A 23,291-nucleotide genomic window follows, 5' to 3' on the forward strand; every position below is an offset into this window, starting at 1 on the left:
GGTCACCGGACGTCCTCGGCAAAGACCCGCTGCATCATGTGCCAGTCGGCCGTATGCCGGACGACCGCCGCCTCGAGCGCCGCCGCACAGCTCTGGGTCATGGCCGCGGCCTTGTCCCTCGTGCGACCCGTCTCGGGCACGGGCACCTGCTCGTGGAAGGTCACGACGACGTCGTAGCCGCTGCCGGTCCCGCCGGGTCCGTGCCGCCACTCGTAGTGCACGGACACGGGGTGCAGCGGCGCCCCGGTCGCGACGGCGAGGGCGGCCGGGCCGGGCGCCATCCGGGCCTCGCGGCCGCAGAAGGTCACGGTGACGCCCTGGTCGGTCAGGTCGCGGTCGGCGAGGAGCGGCACGAAGCCGCCGGCCCGCAGGGCGCGGACCAGCTCCGGCATCGCCGGCGGACCGCCGGTCAGGGGCAGGATCCGCATGCCGAGCCGCTCGCGGAAGGCGACGAAGGCCTCGTAGACCTCCTCGGGCCGCAGCCGCTCGGCCACGGTCGTGACCGGCGCCAGCTCGTGCGTGGACCAGGCGCCGGCGAGGTCCCAGTTGCCGAGGTGGCCAAGGAACATCACGGCCCCGCGGCCCTCGCGCAGCGAGTCGCGCACGCCCTGGTCGCCGACGACGCGCACGGTCTCGTGCAGCACCTGCTGGGTGAGGTCGGGCAGCCGGAACGCGTCGCACCAGTAGCGCAGGTAGGACCGCATCCCCTCGCGGACGACCGCCTCGAGCTCGGCGGGCGACAGCTCGGGCCGCACCCGGGCGTAGTTGGAGCGCAGCCGCTGCACCGAGCGCCCGTCGCGGCGGTGGGTGACGTCGGCGGCGCGGTCGAAGGCGGCGTAGGCGACGCGCGCGGGCAGCAGGCGGACGACGCGCCAGCCGGCGCGGAACGCCCAGACGGTGGCCCGGTCGGCGAGGCGGTTCGGCATACGGCCTCAGCCTCGGGACAGGGCCTGCGTGCGCACGACCAGGATCCGCTGGAGCACGGTGATCGCCGACAGCACGGCGAGGATCCACAGGGCCAGCGCCACCATGGGCTCCCACAGGCCGATGCCGGTCACGAAGGTGGCCACCAGGATCAGCACGAGCCGGTCGGCGCGCTCGGCCACCCCGACGCTCGCCGTCATGCCGAGCCCCTCGGCCCGGGCGCGGACGTAGGACACCAGCATCCCGAGCACCAGCACCGCGAGCGCGACGCAGGTCAGCACGCGATCGCCCCGCCACGCGTAGTAGAGGACGAGTCCGCCGAAGATCGAGGCGTCGCCGATCCGGTCCAGGCTCGAGTCGAGGAAGGCGCCGAAGCTGGAGGTGCGACCGCTGTGCCTGGCCATGACGCCGTCGATCGTGTCGGAGAAGACGAACACCGCGATCAGGAGCGTGCCGGCGAGGAACTCGCCGCGGGGGAAGAACCACAGCGCGCTGGCCGCCACCCCGAGGGTGCCGACGATGGTCACGGCGTCGGGCGAGACGCCGAGGCGCAGCAGGACCTTGGCGACGGGCGTGAAGATCCGGGTGGCCAGAGCACGAAATCGGTTCAGCATGGTGCCCCCACCCTAGCCATAGGGGGACCCCGCTTGTCGGCACCGCTCGCCGGGAGTTGAGTATGGACTCACCCGCCCTGCACGGCAGGGCGGACGATCCGCCAACGACGAAGTCAGGTGAGATGACATGGCCGCTAACAACAGCCAGGGTCAAGGAGCCGCCGGCTCCCCCGCCCCAGTCCGCCCCGAGGACATCAGGAATGTCGTCCTCGTGGGGCCGTCCGGATCGGGAAAGAGCACCTTGTTCGACCACCTGATAGCGGCCCGCGTGCCGGGGCGGCGCGCCAAGGAGTCCACCAAGGGCGAGGACACCCGCTCGGTCGGGCTGGACGCGGCCTCCTTCGACGTCGACGGGACGACCATCAACCTGCTCGACACCCCGGGCTACCCCGACTTCGTGGGTGACCTGCGGGCCGGGCTGCGCGCGGCCGACGCGGCGCTGTTCGTCGTCTCCGCGGTGGACGGGGTCGACGCGGCCACCGGGATGCTGTGGCACGAGTGCGAGGCGGTCGGTATGCCGCGCGCCATCGTCGTGACCAAGCTCGAGGCAGGGCGCGGGTCCTTCGAGGACACCGTGGACTCGTGCCGGCGGGTCTTCGGCGACGCGCAGCCGCTCTACCTGCCCGTCCAGGCCCACGACGGCACGATCACCGGGACGCTGGCCCTGCTCAGCCGCCGCCACTACGACTCCTCCGGCGGCGACGTCCGCATCAGCGACGCGACGGCCGAGCAGCGCGAGGTCATCGACGAGGTCCGCGGCGACCTGGTCGAGGCGATCATCACCGAGTCCGACGACGACACCCTGCTGGACCGCTACCTCGAGGGCGAGGACGTCTCCTTCGACACGATCCGGGCGGACCTGATGATGGCGGTGGCCGCGGGCACGTTCTTCCCCGCCATCCCGATCAGCGCGCTGACGGGCGCGGGGGTGCCGGAGCTGCTGGAGATCTTCACCGACGCCTTCCCGGACCCCACGCGGCACCCGCTGCCGATGGTGACCTCGCTGGACGGCCAGCCGATCGAGCCCCTCGTCGGGGACCCGGACGGGCCGCTGGTGGCCGAGGTCGTCAAGACCTCGACGGACCCCTATGTCGGACGCGTGTCGCTCGTCCGCGTGTTCAACGGCACCCTGCGCGCCGAGGACGTGGTGCACGTGGCGGGCCACCTGTCGGCCTTCGTCGGCAAGGAGGTCGAGGGCCACCCGGACCACGACTCCGACGAGCGCGTCGGCCAGCTGGCGACGCCGCTCGGCGGCACCGAGCACGCGCCCAAGTCGTCCGGGTTCGCCGTGGCCGGGGACCTGGCGATCGTGGCCAGGCTCGCGCACGCCGAGACCGGGGACACGCTCTCGGCCAAGGATTCCCCCTGCGTCGTCGAGCCGTGGCTGCTGCCCGACCCGCTGCTGCCGGTGGCCATCCACCCGGTGTCCAAGGCCGACGAGGACAAGCTCGCCAGCGCCCTGCAGCGCGTCGTCGCCGAGGACGTGACGATGCGTCTGGACCACGACGCCGAGACCCACCAGACGGTGCTGTGGACGATGGGGCAGGCGCACGTGGACGTGCTGCTCGGCCGGCTCCAGGAGCGCTACCAGGTCAGCGTCGAGGCGGAGCCGCTGCGGGTGGCGCTGCGCGAGACGTTCGTCGCCCCGGCCCGGGCCCAGGGCCGGCACGTCAAGCAGTCCGGCGGGCACGGCCAGTTCGCCGTCTGCCACGTCGAGATCGAGCCGCTCGAGCGCGGCGCGGGCTTCGAGTTCGTCGACAAGGTGGTGGGTGGGTCGGTGCCCCGGCAGTTCATCCCCTCGGTCGAGAAGGGCGTCCGGGCGCAGATGGCCAAGGGCACCCTGGCGGGATACCCGATGGTCGACATCCGGGTGACCCTCACCGACGGCAAGGCGCACTCGGTGGACTCCTCGGACATGGCCTTCCAGACCGCCGGGGCGCTGGCGCTCAAGGAGGCCACGAGCTCGGCCACGGTCACGCTGCTCGAGCCGGTGGACTCCGTCGACGTCGACGTGGCGGACGACTACGTCGGGCCCGTCATGAGCGACCTGTCCACGCGTCGCGGGCGGGTCGTCGGCACCGAGCCCGGCGACGAGGGACGCACCGTCGTGCACGCCGAGGTGCCGGCCCTCGAGCTGACGCGCTACGCCATCGACCTGCGGTCCGTCGCGCACGGGACGGGCACCTTCCGCCGCGACCGGCTGCGCTACGACCCGCTCCCGCAGCAGCTGGCGGCCAAGGTCGTCACCGCCTGAACGCCGCAGCGGGCGCGTCGCCCGACCCCGGGCTGGGCGCCGACCGTGGCGGATGACAGACTCTGCGACATGGACCTCTTCGTCATCCGCCACGGTCAGTCCGAGAACAACAAGCTGTATGCCGAGACCGGCAGCCGCGCAGGTCGCACCCCCGACTCCGAGCTGTCCGAGCTCGGCCACGAGCAGGCCAGGCGCCTCGCCGAGGCGGTGTCCCAGGACCGCAGCCACCTCGACGTGGAGGTCCTCTACACCGCCCTCACGCACCGGTGCCTGCAGACCGTCGCGCCGCTCGCCGACGCCCTCGGGGTGGAGCCGATCGGCCGCACCGACCTGGGCGAGGTGGGTGGCCTCTACGCCGCGCACCCGGCCACCAACGTGCGTCGCCCCTACCCCGGCCTCAGCACGCAGGAGATGCACGACATCGCCCCGTCCCTCACGCTGCCGGACGACGTCGAGCAGGGCTCGGAGTGGGACGGCGGCTTCGAGGAGGAGCACGCCGAGGCGCAGCGCCGAGCGGCCACCGTGCTGGCCGACCTGGCGTCCCACCACGGGGACCGCGCCACGATCGGCATCCTCACCCACCAGCACTTCGGCCAGCTCCTGATCGGTGCCGCGGCCGGCATCGGCGAGGCCGGCCGCAGGTTCGAGCTGTCCAACTCCTCGGTGACCGCGCTGCGGCACGAGGACGGCGAGTGGCGCGTGCTCTGGGTCAACCGGGTCCGCCACCTCGACAGCGACCAGATCAACGCCTGAGGGTCTCCCAGACCCGCCCAGGGGGCGCCACGATCGGCGAGGACACGCCGATCGTGGCGCCCTCTCGTGTTGGGTGAGCCGGTCGGGGCGGGCTACCCTGGACGCTGAAAGGGAGTAGTCCCCAACAGTCGAGTCGACACATTGGCCCTCGGGCCCGGCTCGGCAGGCCACGACCGTGTGGCGGACGAGACTTTCGACCAGCACCCCGTCGACGGACGTGCCTGGCCGAGGTCCGTCCACGACGCGGGTCCGGCAGGCCTGAGAGGACCCCCTCATGTACGCCTTCCTCCTGAGCACCGCGGTGATCTTCGTCGCCGAGCTCGGCGACAAGAGCCAGCTCATGGCCATGACCTTCGCCGCCCGCTACCGCGCCCGCGACGTCCTCCTGGGCATCACCGCCGCCACCGCGCTCGTGCACCTCGCCTCCGTCGGGATCGGCTACGCCATCGGGGACGTCTTCGCCGACGCCCAGGGCGTCATCCAGGTCGTGGCGGGCGTCGCCTTCCTGGCGTTCGCCGCGTGGACGCTCCGCGGCGACGAGCTCACCGACGACGAGGCCGCCAAGGCCCGCAACAGCCGGGGCATGGCGCTGGTGGCCGTCGGCACGGCGTTCTTCCTCGCCGAGCTGGGCGACAAGACCATGCTCGCGACCATCACCCTCGCCACCCAGGAGGGGTGGTTCGGCACGTGGGTCGGCTCGACGCTCGGGATGGTCGCGGCGGACGCCCTGGCCATCGGCGTCGGCGCCCTCCTCGGCCGCAAGCTGCCCGAGCGCACCATCAAGATCGGCGCCGCCGTGCTGTTCCTGGCCTTCGGCGTGCTGCTGATCGTCAGCGGCGTGCGCGCGCTCTGACGAGCGTCTCCGCGGGACGGACCGCCGGCCGCAGGAACCGGTGGCCGTGGCGCAGCAGCTCCGGCCACACCTCGCACCCCCGGCTGACCTCGCCGTCCCGGCCGATCCAGACCAGCGCCCCGCGGCAGTCGTCCGGTGTCAGGCCCCACCGCTCCAGGGGCAGCCGACGCCAGGGCCGCAGCTCGAACCGGTCGCGCGACACGACGTGCCACAGCGCCCTGGCCTGCACCCGGCCCAGCGCGCTCGTGTCGTCGTAGACCAGCACGGGAAGCGGTTCCGCAGACGTGACGGGCAGGTCCGGCATACGGCTCACTCCCCCGGCCAGGCCGCCACGATCTGCTGCCGGGTGTCCTCGAGCAGGACCGGCAGGGCCTTGGTCTGCCCGACGATCGGCAGGAAGTTCATGTCGCCGCCCCACCGCGGCACCACGTGCTGGTGCAGGTGCGCGGCGACGCCCGCCCCGGCGACGGCGCCCTGGTTCATCCCGAGGTTGAAGCCCATGGGGCTGCTGGCGGCCTCCAGCGCGCGGATCGCCTGCTTGGTCAGCCGGGTGAACTCCTCGGTCTCCTCGTCGGTGAGGTCGAGATAGAGCGGCACGTGGCGGTAGGGGCACACGAGCAGGTGTCCGGGGTTGTACGGGAAGAGGTTCATGACCACGAAGCAGTGCTCGCCGCGGTGCACGATGAGCCCCTCGGCGTCATCCTTGTCGGGCGCCGCGCAGAACGGGCACCCTTGTCCCGCATCGGTGCTCGGGCGATCCGCCTGGATGTAGGCCATGCGGTGCGGCGTCCACAGACGCTCGAACCCGTCGTCCACACCGGCGAGCTGGCCGGCGTCCTCGATGCTGCGCGGGCCCTGGAGGTCTGTCACCCCTCGATCCTAGACTCGACCCTATGACGACGACACCAGACCCCACGCCCGCCACCCCTTCCGGCAACGACGCCTCGGGCCACGACTTCTCGGGCACCGACCCCTGGGCCGCGCTCGACGCCCCGCCCGCCCCCAACGCCTCTGGCTGGGTCCGTCAGCAGCTCGAGGACATCCACGCCGCCGGCACCACCGAGGCCGCCAGCGTCGAGGGCATGCGCGTCGTCGTCCTGACGATGCTCGGCAAGTCCTCCCGCAAGGTTCGCGAGGTGCCGCTGATGCGGGTCGAGCACGACGGCGTCTACGCCGCGGTCGGCAGCAAGGGTGGCTCCCCGGAGCACCCTCAGTGGGTCCACAACCTGACCGCGCATCCCCACCTGCTCCTGCAGGACGGCACCACCGTCACCCGGCGGGTCGCCCGGCTCGCCACCGAGGCGGAGCACGCCGAGTGGTGGCCCCGCTGCGTCGAGGCCTTCCCGCCCTACGCCGACTACCAGACCAAGACCGACCGCCAGATCCCGGTCTTCCTCCTCGAGCAGGCGTGATGCGGCTGGCATGCTGACGCCATGAGCAAGCACCGCGCCGAACGCCTCGCCCGGATCCGCGCCAAGCTCGAGTCGGCCATGGCCGAGCACACCTGCCTCGAGCTCGACATGCCGGACGAGGCCGTCACGGGATACTGCGTGGGGGTCGGGCGGCGGTGGTGCCTCGTCCAGACCTCGGCGCCGTGGCCCGACGGCTACGTCGCCGCCCGGATCGCCGACCTGGAGCGGATCCGCCACCACCAGTACCCCGCCATCCACCAGCTCGCCTTCGAGCACGAGGGCGCCTGGCCTCCCAGCGGCCTGGACAGCCTCGACCTCGACACCACCGAGGCGCTCGTCTCAGACCTCGCCGAGCGCTACCCGCTCCTCGGGCTCGAGCTGCGCGACTCCGACGACCAGCTGTTCGTCGGGGCCCCGGTCCTCGTGGCGCAGGGCACCTTGATGCTGCTGGAGCTCACCCCCTCGCCGACGTGGGAGACCCTGTCCACGTGGCGGCTGGGCGACCTGGCCCGCATCACGGTGGGCGGCCGCTACCAGGACCTCCTCGACCTCGCGGCGCCCGAGCGCCCGGCAGATCCGTCCCCCTTCGCCGGCTGATCCCCTCCCGCCGACTGGTCCGCGCGCCGGTCCCCCGACGCGAGTGCGCGGCGAGGCCGGTGGCGTGGCCGCCGGGCCATCGTTCAGGCTCCGACGGTGACAACGTGGTCGGCGACAGCGGCGCTTCAGACGGCTCGCGGCTGCAACCCGGCCCGGACGTACTGGTAGGCCTGCTCGAGCAGGGCGTGCGGGCTGTGCTGTTCGGTTGCCGCCCAGGCTTGGAGGGCGATCCAGCCGGCGTCCACGAGGCACCGGGCGGCGATCCTGTCGCGCAGGTCGTCCCGCACATCACCTCGCCTGCTCCTGAGGAAGGCGAGGATCAGTTCCTCCGTGGAATGCTGGGCGTAGGTCAGCAGGTCGATCGATGACGCGGTGATGATCTGCACCTGTATCCGGAGCAGATCGAACTCATCCTCTCCGTACGCGAGCGCGTCCGGCATCACGTCGCAGATCGCCGCGATCGCGTCGCCTGCAGCGGCCTTGCGCAGGAGTGACCGGACCCGTTCCGCGTCGTCCTCGGACCGGTCCCAGACGATGTGGGCCTTGGTCGGGAAGTAGCGGACCAGCGTGCTGCGACCGATTCCGGCGGCCGCAGCGACCTCGCTCATCGTGACGTTGTCATACCCGTGCTCCGCGAACAGCCGCAGCCCCGTCGTGGCGACGAACCGCGGGTCGGCCGCCATGGGGCGACCGGTGGCCCGCGTCGGCTCCTCCTCAGGCATCCCCCCATCGTGCCAGAAGGTCGCCACCCCTTGTGGTACTCGTGCCCAAAACCTATCGTGGGTTCCGCCTGCTGCCGGCGGGCGCTCGCTGTCGAGCGTTTCTCTCGGTGAGCTTCGAAGCATGTGTGAGGAGCACGACGATGACGTCGACCACCACGTTGACCACGGCCCACGAGACCCGACTACTGATCGCAGGCACGTTGCGCGACGCCGCCGACGGTGGGACCTTCGAGGTCGTCAATCCCGCCACCGGCGACGTCGTGGGCGTCGTCGCCGACGCCACGTCCGCTGATATGGACGAGGCGATCGCGGCGGCCAGGACCTCGTTCGACTCCTCCTGCTGGGCGCAGGACCGGGCCCTGCGGCAGAGGTGCCTCAGGCAGCTTCACGAGGCGATCGTCGCCGAGAAGGAGGAGCTCCGGCAGGAGCTGGTCGTCGAGGTCGGCGCCCCCCTGTCGACGACCTACATGGCGCAGCTCGACTGGCCGCTGGCGGATGGGCTGCTCTGGCCTGCCCGGATGATCGACGAGTTCGCGTGGGAGCGGCGCCTGGCCGATGGTGAGGCAGGCGGGCTCACCTCCGAGCGGTGGGTGCTCAAAGAGCCCGTGGGGGTGGTTGCGGCGATCATCCCGTGGAACTTCCCCTTTGAGATCCTGATCAACAAGCTCGGGCCTGCACTGGCGACCGGCAACACCGTCGTCGTCAAGGCCGCAGCCGAGACGCCGTGGAACGCCACCCGCATCGGACGGCTGATCGCGGAGAAGACCGACATCCCAGCCGGAGTCGTGAACGTGATCACCACCCGCGACCGATCCGTCGCCCAGGAGCTGGTCACGGATCCACGAGTCGACATGATCTCCTTCACCGGTTCCACGGCCACGGGGCAGCTGATGCTGCAGCTGTCCGCTCCAACCTTCAAGCGGACGCTGATGGAGCTCGGCGGCAAGAGCGCCGGCATCATCCTCGACGACGCTGACCTGGCTGCGGCGCTTCCTGCGGCGGCGGCGGCGTGCCTGCACGCCGGTCAGGGCTGCGCCCTTCCGACCCGGCTGCTGGTTCAGCGTGGGGTCTACGAGCAGGCCGTCGCCGCGCTGGAGCAGGTCTACGCACACCTGCCGTTCGGCGACCCGGCAGACCCCGAGACCTTCTCGGGACCGATCATCACCGCCAAGCAGCGTGACCACATCCTCGAGATGATCGAGGCGGGCAAGCGCGACGGAGCCCGCCTCCTCGTCGGCGGTGGGATTCCGGTGTCGCAGTCCCGCGGGTTCTTCATCGAGCCGACGCTCTTCGTCGATGTCGACAACGCCTCCACCATCGCTCAGCAGGAGATCTTCGGACCCGTCCTCGCCGTGACTCCGTTCGACACCGACGAGGACGCGATCCGCCTCGCCAACGACAGCGTCTACGGGCTCTCCGGCAACGTCTTCACGGCCTCACCCGAGCGAGCCCTGAAGGTCGCCCGCGGCATCCGCACCGGCTCGTTCAGCATCGACGGCGGCCAGTTCTACGGCGCCGACTCCCCCTACGGCGGCTACAAGCACAGTGGCCTCGGCCGGCAGGGCGGCCTCGAGGGCTTCGAGACCTATCTCGAGACAAAAGCCGTCGCCTCCTCGATCCCGCTCCCCCTCGCCTGACACCGCACCCTCCCCCACCCCCAGCACAAGAGAAGGAGAAGCCCTCATGAAGGACTACCTGAACTACACGGGCAAGGTCTGCGTCGTCACTGGCGCAGCGTCCGGGATGGGCAAGGCCACCGCCGAGATCCTCGTCGACCTCGGCGCGGAGGTGCACGGCCTCGACCATGTCGTCGTCGACCTCCCCGGCATGACCACGTCGCTGCAGGTCAACCTCGGCAACAAGGACGAGATCGACACCGTCATGGCCCAGCTGCCTGACACCTTCGACGCCTTCTTCGGCATCGCGGGGGTCTCCGGCGACCGGCATGACTTCAACGAGACGATGGCCGTCAACTTCACGGCGAACAAGTACATCACGGAGGCCTACCTCACGGACCGGATGCGCGAAGGGGGAGCCATCGCCTTCGTCACCTCGATGGGCGGCATCAACTGGGAGAAGCACCGCGACGAGATCGCCGGGCTCACCAGGGCGAAGGGGTGGGACGCCACCACCGCCGCCGTCCACGCCCTGGGTCTGGACGAGGCGCCGGGTCAGCTCGCCTACCCGATCTCCAAGCGCGCCACCAACCTGTACGTCGCTCAGGTCGCCGGGGAGTTCGCCGCAAAGCATGTCCGCGTCAACGCGATCATGCCGGCCAGCACCAGCACCGGACTCACCGACGACTTCGCCAGGAGTGTCGGAGGGATGGACAACCTCATCGGCCACGCCGGCTTCGCGGGCCGGCTCGCGGAGTCCCGCGAGATGGCGGAGCCACTGATCTTCGTCAATTCCCCGATGGCGTCCTTCATCTCCGGTGTGGTCCTGCCCATCGACTACGGCGGCCGCACCAGGGAGCTGACTGGCATGAACGAGGACCCGCTGGACGTCGACCTCGTGCCGACGACTGCTTCCGCCGGCGACTGACCACCCCACCGGCCTGTGGTGGTCAGCGTCTTGGGTCTTGGCGCTGACCACCACGCCCACCCGCACCCTCACCTGGATTCCTCGAGCACCAGGACCACTCCGACCAGGTCGACGTCTGCGAGGAGGACGTCAGCGCACCCACTGCGGGAACACGTGCTGCAGCCCGGCGACCACCATCCCCATCAGGCGCGTCATGATCACGCGCAGCGTCTACGACATGTGGTGCCCGATGGCGGGGGCGAACCACAGGACCAGCAGCAGCGCCAGCACGACGACCACGACGGCGGCGGCGACAGCGACATACCCTCTCGCTCCGTCCGCGGATCGGGTCAGCACGATCAGCGTCGTGATGGTGCCCGGGCCGACCATCGTCGGGAAGGCCCTGGGAGAGGACGACACGTCGGACGTGGACGCGTGCTCCGACTGGTGCTGCTGCTCGCTCGGTGTCCCGGAGTGCGCGATGCTCCCCGGCCCGCCGAGCATGCCCAGCGCGATCGTCAGCAGGACGATGCCCCCGGCGATCCGGAAGTCGTCCACCTCGACGCCGAAGAACCCCAGGATCGCCTTGCCCGCCACCATGACGACCAGCGACATCACCAGGCTGTACGCCGCCACGCGGATCGCCGTCCTGCGTTGCCGCGCAGCGTCCTACCCGGCGGTGAACCAGGCCAGATGATCTCAGAAGAGCGTGGCGGGGACCCTCAGCACCGACTCGAAGATCCCGTCGTGAGCGGGGCGCCCACCGAGGCGGCGGGAGATGCCGGCGGCGGCCGGGCCGAGCTCGGTGAGGTCGCCGCGCAGGTGCGTCAGCCCCTCGGCCGAGGACCACGCGAACACCTCGCGGGCCAGCTGACCGCCGATCCCGCACCGGCGGAAGGTCGGCGTGACGAACATCGTGTGCACCTGGCCCCACCGCGAGCGCCGCGGCCCGCCGAGGACGGGGAGCTGCTCGACGAGGGTGACGCCAGCGATGCCGAGGGGACGCTTCTCGATCTCGGCGAGCCAGTAGGCGTGGGAACCGCTGCTGCGCAGCCAGGCGTCGGCGAACCGGTCGATGAACTCGGGGTCGGGCGAGGCGCCGCGCTCCCTGCCCAGCTGCAGCATCATCGCGGCGACGGCGAACGCGTCGTGCGGGCGGGCACGGCGGATGTGGGCGGGGGCGCTCATGGCCACAGTGAACCACCGGTCGAGGGTCTCGGCACCTCCTCGTGACCAAACCGTCACTCCCGGAGACGACGGTCCGTATGCCGGGACGCCACTTCCTCGCCCCACGAGACCACTCCTAGAGTCGCCGCAGGTCATGAGCGTCAGCAGCACGGCCCCGGCCAGCTGACCGGCAACCCTCCCACGCGGCGGGGTGCCCCGGGTGAGGACCTGGCCCCGGCGTCACCCGACACGGCGGCAAGCGCGAGCAAGGAGGGTACGACCCATGAGCGACTGGGCATTCGAGACCAAGCAGATCCACGCCGGGCAGAACCCGGACTCCGAGACGGGCGCGCGGGCGCTGCCGATCTACCAGACCACCTCGTTCGTCTTCGACGACGCGCAGGTCGCGGCAGACCGGTTCGCGCTGACGGACCTGGGCCCGATCTACACCCGCCTCGGCAATCCGACCAACAACGTCATCGAGGAGCGCATCGCGGCGCTCGAGGGCGGTGTCGGCGCGCTCCTGCTGGGGTCGGGCATGGCCGCGACGACCTTCGCGATCCTCAACGTCGCGCAGGCGGGCGACCACGTGGTGGCCTCCCCCGCGCTGTATGGCGGCACCTACAACCTGCTGCGCTACACGCTGCCGAGGCTGGGCATCACGACGACCTTCGTCAGCGACCAGGCCGACCTGGACGAGTGGCGCGCCGCGGTCCGCCCGGAGACCAAGCTCTTCTTCGGCGAGACGATCTCCAACCCCGACCAGAAGGTCCTCGACATCGCGGGGATCGCCGAGGTCGCCCACGACGCGGGCGTGCCGCTGTTCGTCGACAACACCGTCGCGACGCCATACCTCATCCGCCCGATCGAGCACGGCGCGGACGTGGTCATCCACTCGGCCACGAAGTTCCTCGGCGGTCACGGCACCTCGATCGTCGGGGCGCTCGTCGACGCCGGCACCTTCGACTACGCCCAGGACCCCGAGCGTTTCCCGCAGCTCAACACCCCGTCCGAGAGCTACCACGGGCTCGTCTTCGCCCGCGACCTCGGGGTGGGCTCGGCGCTCGGCGCCAACCTGGCGTTCATCCTCAAGGCCCGCGTCGAGCTGCTGCGCGACCTCGGCTCGGCGTGCTCGCCGTTCAACGCCTTCCTCGTGGGGCTCGGCATCGAGACGCTGTCGCTGCGCATCGAGCGGCACCTGGCCAACACCCGCCGCGTCGTCGAGCACCTGCAGGGCCACCCGCAGGTCGAGCGGGTCTACTACGCGTCGCTCGACGGCAGCCCGGAGAAGGAGCGCGCGGACCGCTACTGCCCCCTGGGGTCCGGTTCGGTGTTCTCGTTCGACATCGCCGGTGGGGTCGAGGCGGGGCGGGCGTTCGTGGACGCCCTCGAGCTGCACAGCCACGTCGCCAACATCGGTGACGTCCGCTCGCTCGTCATCCACCCGGCCTCGACGACGCACTCGCAGGGGTCGGACGAGGACCGCCTCGGCGCCGGCGTCACGCCCGGCCTGGTGCGCCTGTCGGTGGGCCTGGAGCACATCGACGACATCCTGGCGGACCTCGACCGGGGCCTCGAGGCAGCAGCTGCGGCCGGCGCGCAGGCCTGAGCACGCGCGAGGCGCCCACCCCACATCGGGGTGGGCGCCTCGTCATACCTGGCGCGGCTCGCGAGACAGGGCCGTCAGGCGCGGGTGGCCCCGACCGACTCGCGGTCGCCGACGGGACGACGACCGTCACGAGAGCCCCGGCCGCGACCGAGCAGCCCGTCGAGGCTGATCCGGCCGGCCCCGGCACCGATCAGCGCGAGCGACGCGGCCGCGATCACGGCGACCAGCTCCCAGCCACCGTCGGTGACGAAGACGCCGCCGTCACGGTGCGCGAACCAGAAGGCGCCCGCCATGTTGAGGACGACGAGCAGGGCGACCAGCGGGGTGGCCAGCCCGACGAGGATGAGGGCGCCACCGACGAGCTCGACCAGCGCGGCGAACCACGCGGCCAGCTCGGAGGCGGGGATGCCCATCTTGCCGAAACCGGCAGCGACGCCGTCGATCCCGTTCGTGCCGAGCTTCTGCCAGCCGTGGGCCATCAGGACCACGCCGAGCACGACGCGGGTCAGCAGCAGCGCGAGGTCGCGCAGCGCGGCGGGCGGGTGCAGGAGGGAGCGCATGAGAGTCCTTCGATCGGATACCTGAACGGACCAAAACATAACGCATGGTTACTTGAAAGATCAACCAATGGCATCCAGCGCCCCCGGCACGGCAGCATGAGCGGATGCAGACCACGATCCTCGAGCCGCGCCACCTGGACCAGGCCCGCGCGATCTACCTCGCCGCGTTCCCCCCTGACGAGCGGCTGCCGGTGGCGGACGTCCTCGAGCATCGCCTCCTCGATCGCAAGGTCCTCGTCGCGCGCGAGGACGACGACGACGACACGGTGCTGGCGATCGCGGTGCTCGTCCCCCACCACGAGCTCGGAGCCGACCTGCTGGAGTACCTCGCGGTCGACCCCCGGCGACGGTCGGGTGGCGTCGGCGGCGCCCTGCTCGAGGACGTCGTGCGGGCCGCCGGCGACCGCGACGTCCTGGCCGAGCTCGAGCCGCCCGACTCGTCACCGGACGCGGCGCGGCGGGCCGACTTCTACCGCCGTCACGCCTTCGCGCCGGCCCCGTGGCAGGGCGACTACGTGATGCCCGGGCCCCGCGGCGCCGTCCCCCTGCAGCTGTGGCACCGGTCGGGGCGCCCCTCCCCCGCCGACCCGCGCGCCTTCATGGAGCGGTTCTACACCCGGACGTATGGCGCCCGCGCCGACGCGCACCTGGCCACCCTCCTCGCCGCGGTCAGGCAGGGCTGAGCAGCGCGAGAGGCGCCGAACCCGTGCTGGGGTGGGCGCCTCTCGGCATACGAGATCCGTCGTGGCTCAGGCAGTCTCAGCCGTCTCTGCAGCCTCGGGCGACCCGATGGGTGCGGTCATGACCTGCTCGCGGGACTCGATGGACCGGACGATCTCCTCGATCGCCTGCTCCACGGGGATCCCGTTGCGCTTCGACCCGTCGCGGTAGCGGAAGGACACGGCCCCCGCCTCGACGTCCTCGCCACCCGCGATGAGCACGAACGGCACCTTGGACTTGGAGGCGTTGCGGATCTTCTTGGGGAAGCGGTCGTCGCTGTGGTCGACCTCGACGCGCACCCCACGCCGGCGCAGCTGGCGCGCGACGTCCTCGAGGTAGTCGGCGAAGTCCTCGGCCACCGGGATCCCCGTGACCTGCACCGGCGACAGCCACACCGGGAAGGCGCCGGCGTAGTGCTCGACCAGCACGCCCATGAACCGCTCGATCGACCCGAACTTGGCCGAGTGGATCATGACCGGCTGCTTGCGGGTGCCGTCGGCCGCCTGGTACTCCAGCCCGAAGCGCTCCGGCTGGTTGAAGTCGTACTGGATCGTCGACATCTGCCAGGTGCGGCCGATGGCGTCGCGCGCCTGCACCGACACCTTGGGGCCGTAGTAGGCGGCGCCGCCCGGGTCGGGCACGAGCTCCAGCCCGGACGCGAGGCAGACGTCCTCGAGGACCTTGGTCGCGACCTCCCACTGCTCGTCGGAGCCGATGAACTTGTCCCGCTTGGGCCCCTCGGTCTCGCGCGTCGACAGCTCGAGGTAGAAGTCGGTCAGCCCGAAGTCGCGCAGCAGACCGAGCACGAAGTCGAGCAGGTGCTTGATCTCGGCCGGCGCCTGCTCCTCGGTGACGTAGGAGTGCGAGTCGTCCTGGGCGAAGCCGCGCACGCGCGTCAGCCCGTGGATGACCCCCGACTTCTCGTAGCGGTAGACCGAGCCGAACTCGAAGAGCCGGAGCGGGAGCTCGCGGTAGGAGCGCCCGCGGGAGCGGTAGATGAGGTTGTGCATCGGGCAGTTCATCGCCTTGAGGCGGTAGTCCTGGCCCGGCTTGGTCACCTCGCCCGCGTCGTCGCGCTCCTCGTCGACGTGCAGCGGCGGGAACATCGTGTCCGCGTAGTACGGCAGGTGCCCGGAGGTGTGGAACAGGCCGTCCTTGGCGATGTGCGGCGTGCCGACGTACTCGAAGCCCTCCTCGATGTGCCGGCGGCGGACGTAGTCCTCCATCTCCCGCTTGATGATGCCGCCCTTGGGGTGGAACACCGGCAGGCCGGAGCCGATCTCGTCGGGGAAGGAGAACAGGTCGAGCTCGACGCCGAGCTTGCGGTGGTCGCGCTTCTCGGCCTCGGCGAGCCGCTCCAGGTAGGCGCGCAGCTCGTCCTTGGTCGGCCACGCCGTGCCGTAGAGCCGCTGCAGCTGCTCGTTGGCCTGGTTGCCGCGCCAGTAGGCCGCGGCCGAGCGCATGAGCTTGAAGCCGTTGGCGATGATCTTGGTGCTCGGCAGGTGCGGGCCGCGGCACAGGTCGCCCCAGGCGACCGTCCCGTCCCGGCGCACGTTGTCATAGATCGTGAGCTCGCCCGCGCCGACCTCGACACCGGCGCCGGCGTCCTCGTCGTCGTGCGTCATCGAGCCCTTGAGGCCGACCAGCTCGCACTTGAACGGCTCGCCCGCGAGCTCCTCCAGCGCCTCGGTCTCGCTGACCACGCGCCGCGAGAAGGTCTGCCCCTCGTTGACGATCTTCTGCATGACCTTCTCGAGCTGCTTGAGGTCATCGGGGGTGAACGGCTCGTCCACCTGGAAGTCGTAGTAGAAGCCGTCGCGGACCGGCGGGCCGATGCCCAGCTTGGCGGCGGGGTTGACCTGCTGCACCGCCTGGGCCATGACGTGCGCGCAGGAGTGCCGCAGCACGTCCAGGCCGTCGTCGCTGGCGATGTCGACACCCTCGACGACGTCGCCCTCGCGCAGCTCGGTCGCCAGGTCCTTGAGCTCCCCGCCGATGCGCGCGACCACGATCCGGCGGTCGTCGGCGAACAGATCGGCGGCAGTCGTGCCCGCCGCCACCGTTCGCTCGTCTCCAGCGATGTGCACGGTGATGTCGGCTGACACAGGTGTCTCCAGTTCGTTCTCGTATGACGTCCCGCTGCCTCGCGGGGCCGCCGCCACCCCTGCGGTGACGTGCTGCCTAGGCTATCGGGCGGGGCAACTCGGTTCGGTCAGCATGACCTCCCTCCGAGTGGTCAGAAGGACGCGCAGCAGCGCACGACGCGCGCCTGGTCCCCCACCAGCAGGTCGCCGCCCGTGACGGTCTCGGCATACAGGCCCTCGCAGGAGCTCGGCTTGCGACCGAGGCGCACCACCACGTCACCGATCCGCAGCTCCTGGCCCTCGAGGGCGGCCAGCTCGTCGTCGCCCATGTCCAGGACGAGGTTGGCCCGCAGGTCGCCGGCGGCCTGCGCGGTGGTGGCGACGAGCAGCGGACGCCGCTTGGCGCGGTCGCCGACGAGGCCGGAATCGGTGAGCACGGCCTGCCGCAGGGGACGGCCCGGCTCACCCTTGACGGGATACACGGCGATGTCGGTGAGGGGCCACACGGGCGTGACGCTGGATGCCATGGGTCAAGCGTGCACCCCCGGGACCGACCAGGGCCAATCCGCTCACCAGCCGGATCCGGCCCGGCATCGACAGCGCAAGACTCATGCCCCGGCAACGCACGAGGGACCGGATGCCCATGGCGTCCGGTCCCTCGTGATGCTGGTGGACCTCCGTAGAGAGTTTGAGAACCCCTGCCCACACCTGAAAACCCTCTCTTTGCGCAGGTCACGGGGCTTCTACACCCACGACCAGCGCTCCTCCAAGCCTACCGTTTCCGACTCCAGGGGGCGAATGGTGCGATCACTTGGGATGGCTCAAACCCTGCTGCGTCCCGAGCAGGTCGACGATCTGGTGGCGCAGTACCGCGAGGGCGCGACGCTCGTCGAGCTGGCATCCCTCTTCGGAGTGAACCGCCGCACGGTCGCCGCGCACCTCACCCGTCGGGAAGTCGCCATCCGCCGTGGACGGTTCGACCCTTCCCGCATCCACGAAGCAGCCGACCTCTACCTCAGCGGGTTGACGCTGGTAGAGGTCGGCGTGAGGGTTGGGGCGGGGCCTCAGGCAGTCCGCCGCGCACTGGTTGGCTGTTGCGTCCACATCCGGGCGGGCGGTGGACGCGCAGCCAGATCGCCCACTGCTCCCTGACTCGTGATGGGTGAGGACCTATGAGTGGTGCTAGCACGTAGGGCCTCATCGCGGCCCAGCAGCGACTACGTGGTTCCGCGTTGCCCCGCGTGCCCCTTTGGGCAGCTGCAGCACCGCCCCGTAGCATGGGACCAGTTGACATGCGGACTGCGTTCGCGAGCGAAGGCAAGCGATCGGAGGTGACGCGGATGCAACATATGGCCGGGAAGTTGGTTGTCGGCCCGGTGTCATCCGATGCGTCCCCTGTTGTCCCAAGCATAGTGGTCTGTCGCTCACTCGATGATCTGGACGCTGCCAACCTGCGCAATGTGCTGGCGGTCTGCCCTGAACAAGTAGGCCGTGATTGCCACATCGAAGTGATTTGTAAGATCAAAGGCATCCCAGTTGCCTCTCCAACCGCCCTCCGGCAAGAGGGCCAACTGTGGCGACTGGAGTTACCTGAGCAGGAGCCGTGGGTCCTCGATGTCGACGCCACGGGGCAGACCACTCCGACGTTCCAGGTGTCAATCTTCGATTCGTACGATGCGAGTCGAATCGACGGTAGATCAGTGGGCTCGGCCTTTATTCGGATGGAGCACGTTCTAACAGCACTCGTCTCCAAACTGGACCCAGCTATCTCCGTGAGCGAGCAACTGGAGCGCGTTGCTCGCCCGTACCTGAAGGAAGTGATCGATGCACTTCCCGACGGCGTGGATTTGGTTGTTCGAGGTCTTGATGTCCGGACTGGTGATGCCCTAGCTCGTCTGATGAGAACGCCCAGGGAGGAAAACCCCGACCTCGGGGAACATGGTGTCCGCCGCCTGATTGCGGACACTAGACTCGCACAGGCAGAACGGTCCATGGTCCGAACACTGGGCCCGCAGGTCCGCTACGCTCTACCATTTGTCACGCGCTCGGAGGATCTAGACCAATATTTTGCACTCAATCCGCTCGACGAGGCCGAGCCCGCACCGATTCTGTTCCTTGAGTCTCCAGCCGCGATCGCGGAGGTGACCGCTTTTTCCGGGTTCGACCTTGCCATCGGACTGAAGGATATTGCGCAGTTCTTCTTTGCAGCAGACAGGTCGAACGCGAGAGTCGCGCATGCGATCGAGTATCGTAACCCGGGATTGGTCCGCGCGGTGTGCGACGCTGTGCGGACAGCGGCGCGCATGGGATCGTCTGTTTCGCTCTATCAAGACCGGGATTCATCAGCCGCTTATGAGCGCGGACTCCGAGGAGTGAGGTGGACGCGTTCTGTCCCGGCGAGCGTTCATCGCGAGTTGGTGTTCCCCCAATGAGCATGGTAGATCAACAGTGGATAGGTAATCATGCTGACCTATTGGCGATTGACGGCATCGACGGTTCGGGAAAGTCAACCGTCGCCCGAGGTGTCGCCGCCGCCCTCACTGCCCGCGGTATCCGCGCGAACATGGCGGATCGATCTGGGGCAACTGCCCAGGCCAGTGTTGCGGCTATGACGGCGGTGATCAAGCGTTCAGACGGGCGACTCGAACGCCTCGACCCCCGTGCGGAGGCGCTCCTACGCGGCGCACGCGCTTGGCAGCGTCTCGCAGCCCGCGAGCCTGGCGGCGTTCTCATTCTCGACCGCTGGCTCATCTCGGACCTTGGACGTCTTGGCGAAGACGCCTACAGGTCGCACCGTCCGGCGTTCGAAGAGATCGTCCAAGCAGCCTCAGATGGACCAACGATCCTGCTTGAGGCCCCCTTCGAGTTGACTTGGTCGAGGGTCTCCGCTCGACCATGGCATGAACTCAGCCCCAAGGAGCAGCTTGGTGTCGAAGAAAACAAGAACATCTATGAGGAGATCGCGGTCGGCTCCAAGCGCTTCGTTGAGTGTGGTGGCGAAATCCAGCGCATAGATGCCACACAACCGGTGGAACAGGTCATCGCCAATGCCATGGCCGTTCTTTGCCAGCGCGGCGGCTGCCACTCTGCCGGCCTCGCGGAGACCCTGGAAGGAGGTATCCCACATGGTTCAGATCAAGCTACGCACTCTAATCATTGATGACGACGCCGAGATGCTAGGGCGACTCCAGGAACGGCTACGAGGTATGCATGCGACAACGGGGAGGCGAACCGTCAAGCCGGAGATCGACTCTCTATTGGTCTCAGTTGAGTTCAAAGACAACCAGTACGCTTTCACCGAGCAGACACTCCAGTCACTCCTCGATAAGTGCTCGAAGCGATACGACTACATCATCCTTGACTACGCCTACGCGAGTCCCGAGCGGCAAGTTATTCAATGGAACGAAGGGGAAGCCCCACCGGAGAAGCACCTTTCGAATGATCACTTGCTGACAGTGACGCAGCTTAAGGATCAGCTAATGGATTACGACGCGACTCGCGGCGGATCAAACAAGAATCGTATTGAACGCTTCTTCAATCAGCGAGTCCGGATCATGTTGCGCAGTTTCCAGCATAATCGCAAGAACGACATTCTAGGGCCTTATTCCTCTCGGGTGGAAGCAACCAAGGGCGTCTTCCCTCGCAATAGTGGCGTAGACGAACTTGATGGCTTCTCACTCATTTACGGCTCCGAGCCGGAGCTCAGAGATGCGTTCTATCACAAAGCGGAAGACGGTCGGCGCCTCTACCGGTTCGCCGCAACTGCGCTGATGGTTCGCTTCTATCAAGCCGCGCTTGAGCACCACTTGGCAACGAAGGCAAACCGGCTCGTGCTATTACGCGGTGCGTTCTCGATCAGCGCCTTTGTCGTACTGGTTGCTGCCTTGAGCTCGGTTGTGCAATCGCTCGTAGGCCCTCTAGTCGCCGAAATTGCCGCAGGTCGGTGGGTGTCGGCAATCGCGCTGGCGCTTGTGACTGTTCTTGGCGTCTTTGGCGGCTCGCTGGGCGTCGCATGGCTTGCTGAACGCGGTGCTCGACGGCTGATTTCGGAACCAGACTCCGATTCCCGTTGACAGACTCCGCTTGGTTGCGCCCGGGGCGGGGCCTCAAGCGGTTAGGCAGGCGCTCGCTTCGCTCGGCGTCGTGATCCGGCCGGGTCGGGGCGGTCGTTCGCGAATCACGGCATCCGCTGCGGTCGGCGGTTGTGCCTAGGAACGAAGGACCGGCACACGAGTGTCTGCTTCGGCGACCGCTTCGCGGCGCTGGTCACGACGGTTCGCGGTCTCGCGCAGGCGCGCACGGATGAGCAGAGCAACGCTCACGGGTCCCATGATGATGAACTTGAGCGCGTTCCAGCATGCCCACAGCACGATGAGGTGGAGCCAGCCTGGGCCGCCGTCGGCCGCGGCGCCAGAGCAGATGCTGGCCATCAGGAGGTACGGAAGCGCGATCAGCATCGCGGGTATCCCCCACTTGAGTCCGCGGCGGGTGCGGATGGCAGTGAGCAGCCGGTTGCTCGGCATGTAGCGGTGCAGGTAGTCGCGAGTGTGAACGCTGAGCGTCCAGATAAGGCGGAACATGACGGGCCTCTCGTCACACGTGTTACTCCGTCGAGGAGACAGAACGTGTGTGAGTGCCCGAAGGCCGTCCCGGAGGACCCGCAATATGAGGAGAACCTGCCTCACCATCCACTGTACGCCGGGGTCGGCGTACACGGAACCCTCCTCGGGCTCCCGCGTCGCCGCGCGCACCTCTCTGTAGGAGTGAGAGGACCTGACGATGACGAACCTGAGCCACGTAGTCCAGGATGAGCGCGCAGCACGGATGGTGCTGTCGATGATCGTCGAACCAGACGACGCCGTGACAGGCCGTCTCCTGGGCGACCTGGGAGCGCTTGAGGTGCTTCGACTCGCCGAGCGTGATGACGCCGTGACAGGCCTCAGCACCGTTGACGCTCAGGTCTGGCGCGCCCAGTTCGAGCGCTCAGACGCTCAGACACTTGAGCAGAGCATCGTCGCAGCCGAGCGCGCCGGTATCGGCACACTGATCCCCGGCGACAAGGAGTGGCCCTCTGCGCTCGACGATCTTGGTGACCGGCGACCATACGTCCTGTGGACTCGCGGCACGACATCGTTTCTCGCGCGACCGCTCAGGGATCTCGTCACGATCACCGGCGCGAGGGCCGCAACCTCATACGGCGAGCATGTGGCGGCGGAGCTGGCGTCCGACCTCGCCAACGCTGGGCGGATCGTCGTGGCCGGCGGCGCGTACGGCATCGAAGTAGCCGCCCACCGAGCGGCGCTGGCATCCGGTGGCAACACAGTCGCAGTCATGGCGAACGGCGTTGATCGCCCCTACCCGATGGGCCACCGTGAACTACTTGAGCGAGTGGCAGACCTCGGCCTCATGGTCAGTGAAGTGCCACCAGGTGCAGTACCGACACGCCACCGCTTCCTCGCTCGGGCACGGCTGATGGCCGCATTCTCCGCAGCGACGGTCGTGGTTGAGGCCAGCGTTCGCTCTGGATCAATGACCGTCGCCCGGCGCGCGCACGAGCTCGGCCGCGCAGTCGGTGCTGTTCCTGGTCCGGTGACCAGCGCAACAAGTGTCGGCCCGCATCAGCTCATCTCCGAGGGGGTCGCCCGCGTCGTTGCCCATGCCGACGAGATCGAGCTGCTCCACCAACCAGACCACACGAGACCGCGCAACGAGCCCTTGAAGCACTCGCCCACACCCCGAGTCCCATCCGGCCCCGTCGGTTATCAGGCCTGGCGCGGGATGTAGCCCCAACGCAGCGCTGACGCGTCGCCCAACACGGCGATTGCGGCGTTCCCGAAGAGCTTCCGTGAAGGATTGCAGACGCGCGAATAGGCTCGCGTCATGGACCCGAACCACATCCACATCGACGAGCGCCTCGTCGATACTGGGTGTGTCTATTGCGGTTGTCTGCTTGTTGATGCCATCGACCTGGACCGCCTTCGCGCGGAAGGCCCGGCGGGGAGTCTCGACGAGGCAGTGTCCAGGCAGCGCACACGTGACCATGTTCCGTCCCGCGCCTTCCTGGATCGACCATTCCCGCCGAACCTTCCGGTCGTTGAGTGTTGTCGCAGGTGCAACACCGGGTTCTCACTGGACGAGCAGTACCTTGCCTGCCTTCTTGAGTGCGTCGTATGTGGCGGGGTCGAGCCGGAGTTCTTCGAGCGCGAGCGGGTGGCTCGAATGCTCCAAGATTCGGCCACGCTGAGAGAGCGTCTGGCCAGCGCTAGGAGGAGGATAGAGCCCCGTTGAGTGGTGGGCTTTGAGGTGATGCTCGTTGCCTACCGGTCGCTCTTTTCGAGGGCGACGGTCTCAGTATCGCGGGTTGGGTAGAGCTTGGCCATGGAGCCTTCGGAGAGGTAGCGGCGGGCATCGGCCTGCCATTCGTCGGGGGGGTCGGCCCGGGCGGCGCCGGTGAGGGGGGGGACGGCGGGGTCGTTTGGGGAGAAGGCCACGACGCGGG

25 protein-coding genes, 2 pseudogenes and 1 riboswitch are annotated in these 23,291 nt (G+C 69.1%); of the genes and pseudogenes, 15 read left to right on the forward strand and 12 right to left on the reverse strand.

The genetic code is table 11. The features are described 5' to 3' along the window. Positions 1 to 2: 2 nt before the first annotated feature. Entirely contained in the window at positions 3 to 926 is a 924-nt protein-coding gene (locus B4K29_RS14860; protein WP_286967953.1) for a phosphatidylinositol mannoside acyltransferase, read from the reverse strand. Positions 927 to 932: 6 nt separating this feature from the next. Further along, entirely contained in the window at positions 933 to 1,538 is a 606-nt protein-coding gene (pgsA, locus tag B4K29_RS14865; protein WP_019287602.1) for a phosphatidylinositol phosphate synthase, read from the reverse strand. Between the two features lie 127 nt (positions 1,539 to 1,665). Here pgsA and B4K29_RS14870 point away from each other — a divergent pair, with 127 nt between their 5' ends. The 3 genes from B4K29_RS14870 (at position 1,666) to B4K29_RS14880 (ending at position 5,398) form a co-directional block, all read left to right on the forward strand. Continuing rightward, positions 1,666 to 3,792, forward strand: coding sequence for an elongation factor G-like protein EF-G2 (locus B4K29_RS14870; protein WP_286967955.1), 2,127 nt, complete (start codon positions 1,666 to 1,668; stop codon positions 3,790 to 3,792). A 69-nt stretch (positions 3,793 to 3,861) separates the two neighbouring features. Then, positions 3,862 to 4,545 (forward strand): histidine phosphatase family protein, encoded by a 684-nt coding sequence (locus B4K29_RS14875; RefSeq protein ID WP_286958647.1) that lies wholly within the window; start codon positions 3,862 to 3,864, stop codon positions 4,543 to 4,545. A gap of 274 nt (positions 4,546 to 4,819) precedes the next feature. Beyond that, entirely contained in the window at positions 4,820 to 5,398 is a 579-nt protein-coding gene (locus tag B4K29_RS14880) for a TMEM165/GDT1 family protein (protein ID WP_239266313.1), read from the forward strand. Here B4K29_RS14880 and B4K29_RS14885 read toward each other — a convergent pair. Both B4K29_RS14885 and B4K29_RS14890 read right to left on the reverse strand, forming a co-directional pair. Continuing rightward, positions 5,376 to 5,702: a hypothetical protein gene (locus B4K29_RS14885; protein ID WP_286958651.1), complete on the reverse strand. Its 327-nt coding sequence runs from the start codon at positions 5,700 to 5,702 to the stop codon at positions 5,376 to 5,378. The two genes, B4K29_RS14880 and B4K29_RS14885, sit on opposite strands and share 23 nt — an antisense overlap. 5 nt (positions 5,703 to 5,707) lie before the next feature. Beyond that, positions 5,708 to 6,268 carry an HIT family protein gene (locus B4K29_RS14890; protein ID WP_286958657.1) on the reverse strand — a complete coding sequence of 187 codons (561 nt, stop codon included), beginning with the start codon at positions 6,266 to 6,268 and terminating at the stop codon, positions 5,708 to 5,710. A 23-nt stretch (positions 6,269 to 6,291) separates the two neighbouring features. Between B4K29_RS14890 and B4K29_RS14895 the strand changes: the two genes are divergently transcribed. Further along, on the forward strand, positions 6,292 to 6,810 hold the full coding sequence (locus B4K29_RS14895; protein WP_286958661.1) for a nitroreductase family deazaflavin-dependent oxidoreductase: 519 nt from the start codon (positions 6,292 to 6,294) through the stop codon (positions 6,808 to 6,810). Between the two features lie 21 nt (positions 6,811 to 6,831). Beyond that, entirely contained in the window at positions 6,832 to 7,407 is a 576-nt protein-coding gene (locus tag B4K29_RS14900; RefSeq protein ID WP_286967958.1) for a hypothetical protein, read from the forward strand. Between the two features lie 125 nt (positions 7,408 to 7,532). On the opposite strand, the gene B4K29_RS14905 is transcribed toward B4K29_RS14900, so the two are convergent. Then, on the reverse strand, positions 7,533 to 8,090 hold the full coding sequence (locus B4K29_RS14905) for a TetR/AcrR family transcriptional regulator (RefSeq protein WP_286967960.1): 558 nt from the start codon (positions 8,088 to 8,090) through the stop codon (positions 7,533 to 7,535). A 179-nt stretch (positions 8,091 to 8,269) separates the two neighbouring features. On the opposite strand from B4K29_RS14905, the gene B4K29_RS14910 reads away from it, so the two are divergent. Further along, positions 8,270 to 9,766: an aldehyde dehydrogenase family protein gene (locus B4K29_RS14910; protein ID WP_286958670.1), complete on the forward strand. Its 1,497-nt coding sequence runs from the start codon at positions 8,270 to 8,272 to the stop codon at positions 9,764 to 9,766. 46 nt (positions 9,767 to 9,812) lie between these two features. Beyond that, on the forward strand, positions 9,813 to 10,673 hold the full coding sequence (locus B4K29_RS14915) for an SDR family oxidoreductase (RefSeq protein WP_286958672.1): 861 nt from the start codon (positions 9,813 to 9,815) through the stop codon (positions 10,671 to 10,673). Between the two features lie 210 nt (positions 10,674 to 10,883). Here B4K29_RS14915 and B4K29_RS14920 read toward each other — a convergent pair. Together B4K29_RS14920 and B4K29_RS14925 are read right to left on the reverse strand one after the other, a co-directional pair. Next, positions 10,884 to 11,306, reverse strand: a pseudogene (locus B4K29_RS14920) (MarC family protein); the annotation flags it as partial. Between the two features lie 45 nt (positions 11,307 to 11,351). Then, positions 11,352 to 11,840, reverse strand: a complete 489-nt coding sequence (locus B4K29_RS14925) for a GNAT family N-acetyltransferase (RefSeq protein ID WP_156911470.1) — start codon at positions 11,838 to 11,840, stop codon at positions 11,352 to 11,354. A 129-nt stretch (positions 11,841 to 11,969) separates the two neighbouring features. Then, positions 11,970 to 12,087, forward strand: a riboswitch (SAM riboswitch). A 15-nt stretch (positions 12,088 to 12,102) separates the two neighbouring features. On the opposite strand from B4K29_RS14925, the gene B4K29_RS14930 reads away from it, so the two are divergent. Beyond that, on the forward strand, positions 12,103 to 13,428 hold the full coding sequence (locus tag B4K29_RS14930) for a bifunctional o-acetylhomoserine/o-acetylserine sulfhydrylase (RefSeq protein WP_286959584.1): 1,326 nt from the start codon (positions 12,103 to 12,105) through the stop codon (positions 13,426 to 13,428). Positions 13,429 to 13,502: 74 nt separating this feature from the next. On the opposite strand, the gene B4K29_RS14935 is transcribed toward B4K29_RS14930, so the two are convergent. Beyond that, positions 13,503 to 13,988, reverse strand: coding sequence for a DoxX family protein (locus tag B4K29_RS14935; protein WP_239263604.1), 486 nt, complete (start codon positions 13,986 to 13,988; stop codon positions 13,503 to 13,505). A 104-nt stretch (positions 13,989 to 14,092) separates the two neighbouring features. On the opposite strand from B4K29_RS14935, the gene B4K29_RS14940 reads away from it, so the two are divergent. Continuing rightward, positions 14,093 to 14,671, forward strand: a complete 579-nt coding sequence (locus B4K29_RS14940; protein WP_286958681.1) for a GNAT family N-acetyltransferase — start codon at positions 14,093 to 14,095, stop codon at positions 14,669 to 14,671. Positions 14,672 to 14,737: 66 nt separating this feature from the next. On the opposite strand, the gene thrS is transcribed toward B4K29_RS14940, so the two are convergent. Next, positions 14,738 to 16,813: a threonine--tRNA ligase gene (thrS, locus tag B4K29_RS14945; RefSeq protein WP_286967962.1), complete on the reverse strand. Its 2,076-nt coding sequence runs from the start codon at positions 16,811 to 16,813 to the stop codon at positions 14,738 to 14,740. A 131-nt stretch (positions 16,814 to 16,944) separates the two neighbouring features. Then, a complete protein-coding gene (locus B4K29_RS14950; RefSeq protein WP_239263595.1) occupies positions 16,945 to 17,319 on the reverse strand; it encodes a hypothetical protein in 375 nt (124 codons plus the stop codon). 289 nt (positions 17,320 to 17,608) lie between these two features. Between B4K29_RS14950 and B4K29_RS14955 the strand changes: the two genes are divergently transcribed. From B4K29_RS14955 to B4K29_RS14970, 4 genes are all read left to right on the forward strand, one after another. Next, positions 17,609 to 17,944 carry a hypothetical protein gene (locus B4K29_RS14955; RefSeq protein ID WP_286967963.1) on the forward strand — a complete coding sequence of 112 codons (336 nt, stop codon included), beginning with the start codon at positions 17,609 to 17,611 and terminating at the stop codon, positions 17,942 to 17,944. 140 nt (positions 17,945 to 18,084) lie between these two features. Further along, positions 18,085 to 19,224, forward strand: coding sequence for a putative PEP-binding protein (locus B4K29_RS14960; protein WP_286967965.1), 1,140 nt, complete (start codon positions 18,085 to 18,087; stop codon positions 19,222 to 19,224). Then, positions 19,221 to 19,952, forward strand: a complete 732-nt coding sequence (locus B4K29_RS14965; RefSeq protein WP_286967967.1) for a hypothetical protein — start codon at positions 19,221 to 19,223, stop codon at positions 19,950 to 19,952. Before B4K29_RS14960 ends, B4K29_RS14965 begins: the two co-directional genes overlap by 4 nt. Continuing rightward, the gene (locus tag B4K29_RS14970; RefSeq protein ID WP_286967969.1) at positions 19,918 to 20,865 is read left to right on the forward strand and encodes a hypothetical protein; all 948 of its coding nucleotides are present in this window, start codon (positions 19,918 to 19,920) and stop codon (positions 20,863 to 20,865) included. The genes B4K29_RS14965 and B4K29_RS14970 overlap by 35 nt, the downstream gene beginning before the upstream one ends. 135 nt (positions 20,866 to 21,000) lie before the next feature. Here B4K29_RS14970 and B4K29_RS14975 read toward each other — a convergent pair whose 3' ends face one another. Next, positions 21,001 to 21,372 (reverse strand): sulfate permease, encoded by a 372-nt coding sequence (locus tag B4K29_RS14975; protein WP_286967970.1) that lies wholly within the window; start codon positions 21,370 to 21,372, stop codon positions 21,001 to 21,003. A gap of 199 nt (positions 21,373 to 21,571) precedes the next feature. Here B4K29_RS14975 and dprA point away from each other — a divergent pair, with 199 nt between their 5' ends. Together dprA and B4K29_RS14985 are read left to right on the forward strand one after the other, a co-directional pair. Next, positions 21,572 to 22,576, forward strand: coding sequence for a DNA-processing protein DprA (gene dprA, locus B4K29_RS14980; RefSeq protein WP_286967971.1), 1,005 nt, complete (start codon positions 21,572 to 21,574; stop codon positions 22,574 to 22,576). Between the two features lie 96 nt (positions 22,577 to 22,672). After that, positions 22,673 to 23,080, forward strand: a complete 408-nt coding sequence (locus tag B4K29_RS14985) for a hypothetical protein (protein ID WP_286967973.1) — start codon at positions 22,673 to 22,675, stop codon at positions 23,078 to 23,080. A gap of 29 nt (positions 23,081 to 23,109) precedes the next feature. Here B4K29_RS14985 and B4K29_RS14990 read toward each other — a convergent pair. After that, a pseudogene (locus tag B4K29_RS14990) lies at positions 23,110 to 23,291 on the reverse strand (IS256 family transposase); the annotation flags it as partial.

This window comes from Arsenicicoccus sp. UBA6765, from assembly GCF_002453335.1.
GTDB classification, from domain to species: Bacteria; Actinomycetota; Actinomycetes; order Actinomycetales; family Dermatophilaceae; genus Arsenicicoccus; species Arsenicicoccus bolidensis.

What these genes read in the sequence shown, in the direction of transcription:
- B4K29_RS14900 (WP_286967958.1), top strand. Translation starts at nt 6,832, where the DNA reads ATGAGCAAGCACCGCGCCGAACGCCTCGCCCGGATCCGCGCCAAGCTC.
- B4K29_RS14915 (WP_286958672.1), top strand. Translation starts at nt 9,813, where the DNA reads ATGAAGGACTACCTGAACTACACGGGCAAGGTCTGCGTCGTCACTGGC.
- dprA (WP_286967971.1), top strand. Translation starts at nt 21,572, where the DNA reads ATGACGAACCTGAGCCACGTAGTCCAGGATGAGCGCGCAGCACGGATG.
- B4K29_RS14905 (WP_286967960.1), bottom strand. Translation starts at nt 8,090, where the DNA reads ATGGCGGCCGACCCGCGGTTCGTCGCCACGACGGGGCTGCGGCTGTTC.
- B4K29_RS14895 (WP_286958661.1), top strand. Translation starts at nt 6,292, where the DNA reads ATGACGACGACACCAGACCCCACGCCCGCCACCCCTTCCGGCAACGAC.
- B4K29_RS14860 (WP_286967953.1), bottom strand. Translation starts at nt 926, where the DNA reads ATGCCGAACCGCCTCGCCGACCGGGCCACCGTCTGGGCGTTCCGCGCC.
- B4K29_RS14885 (WP_286958651.1), bottom strand. Translation starts at nt 5,702, where the DNA reads ATGCCGGACCTGCCCGTCACGTCTGCGGAACCGCTTCCCGTGCTGGTC.
- B4K29_RS14955 (WP_286967963.1), top strand. Translation starts at nt 17,609, where the DNA reads ATGGCTCAAACCCTGCTGCGTCCCGAGCAGGTCGACGATCTGGTGGCG.
- B4K29_RS14985 (WP_286967973.1), top strand. Translation starts at nt 22,673, where the DNA reads ATGGACCCGAACCACATCCACATCGACGAGCGCCTCGTCGATACTGGG.
- B4K29_RS14970 (WP_286967969.1), top strand. Translation starts at nt 19,918, where the DNA reads ATGGTTCAGATCAAGCTACGCACTCTAATCATTGATGACGACGCCGAG.
- pgsA (WP_019287602.1), bottom strand. Translation starts at nt 1,538, where the DNA reads ATGCTGAACCGATTTCGTGCTCTGGCCACCCGGATCTTCACGCCCGTC.
- B4K29_RS14935 (WP_239263604.1), bottom strand. Translation starts at nt 13,988, where the DNA reads ATGCGCTCCCTCCTGCACCCGCCCGCCGCGCTGCGCGACCTCGCGCTG.
- B4K29_RS14930 (WP_286959584.1), top strand. Translation starts at nt 12,103, where the DNA reads ATGAGCGACTGGGCATTCGAGACCAAGCAGATCCACGCCGGGCAGAAC.
- B4K29_RS14960 (WP_286967965.1), top strand. Translation starts at nt 18,085, where the DNA reads ATGCGGACTGCGTTCGCGAGCGAAGGCAAGCGATCGGAGGTGACGCGG.
- B4K29_RS14925 (WP_156911470.1), bottom strand. Translation starts at nt 11,840, where the DNA reads ATGAGCGCCCCCGCCCACATCCGCCGTGCCCGCCCGCACGACGCGTTC.
- B4K29_RS14940 (WP_286958681.1), top strand. Translation starts at nt 14,093, where the DNA reads ATGCAGACCACGATCCTCGAGCCGCGCCACCTGGACCAGGCCCGCGCG.
- B4K29_RS14875 (WP_286958647.1), top strand. Translation starts at nt 3,862, where the DNA reads ATGGACCTCTTCGTCATCCGCCACGGTCAGTCCGAGAACAACAAGCTG.
- B4K29_RS14950 (WP_239263595.1), bottom strand. Translation starts at nt 17,319, where the DNA reads ATGGCATCCAGCGTCACGCCCGTGTGGCCCCTCACCGACATCGCCGTG.
- B4K29_RS14880 (WP_239266313.1), top strand. Translation starts at nt 4,820, where the DNA reads ATGTACGCCTTCCTCCTGAGCACCGCGGTGATCTTCGTCGCCGAGCTC.
- B4K29_RS14910 (WP_286958670.1), top strand. Translation starts at nt 8,270, where the DNA reads ATGACGTCGACCACCACGTTGACCACGGCCCACGAGACCCGACTACTG.
- B4K29_RS14975 (WP_286967970.1), bottom strand. Translation starts at nt 21,372, where the DNA reads ATGTTCCGCCTTATCTGGACGCTCAGCGTTCACACTCGCGACTACCTG.
- B4K29_RS14965 (WP_286967967.1), top strand. Translation starts at nt 19,221, where the DNA reads ATGAGCATGGTAGATCAACAGTGGATAGGTAATCATGCTGACCTATTG.
- B4K29_RS14870 (WP_286967955.1), top strand. Translation starts at nt 1,666, where the DNA reads ATGGCCGCTAACAACAGCCAGGGTCAAGGAGCCGCCGGCTCCCCCGCC.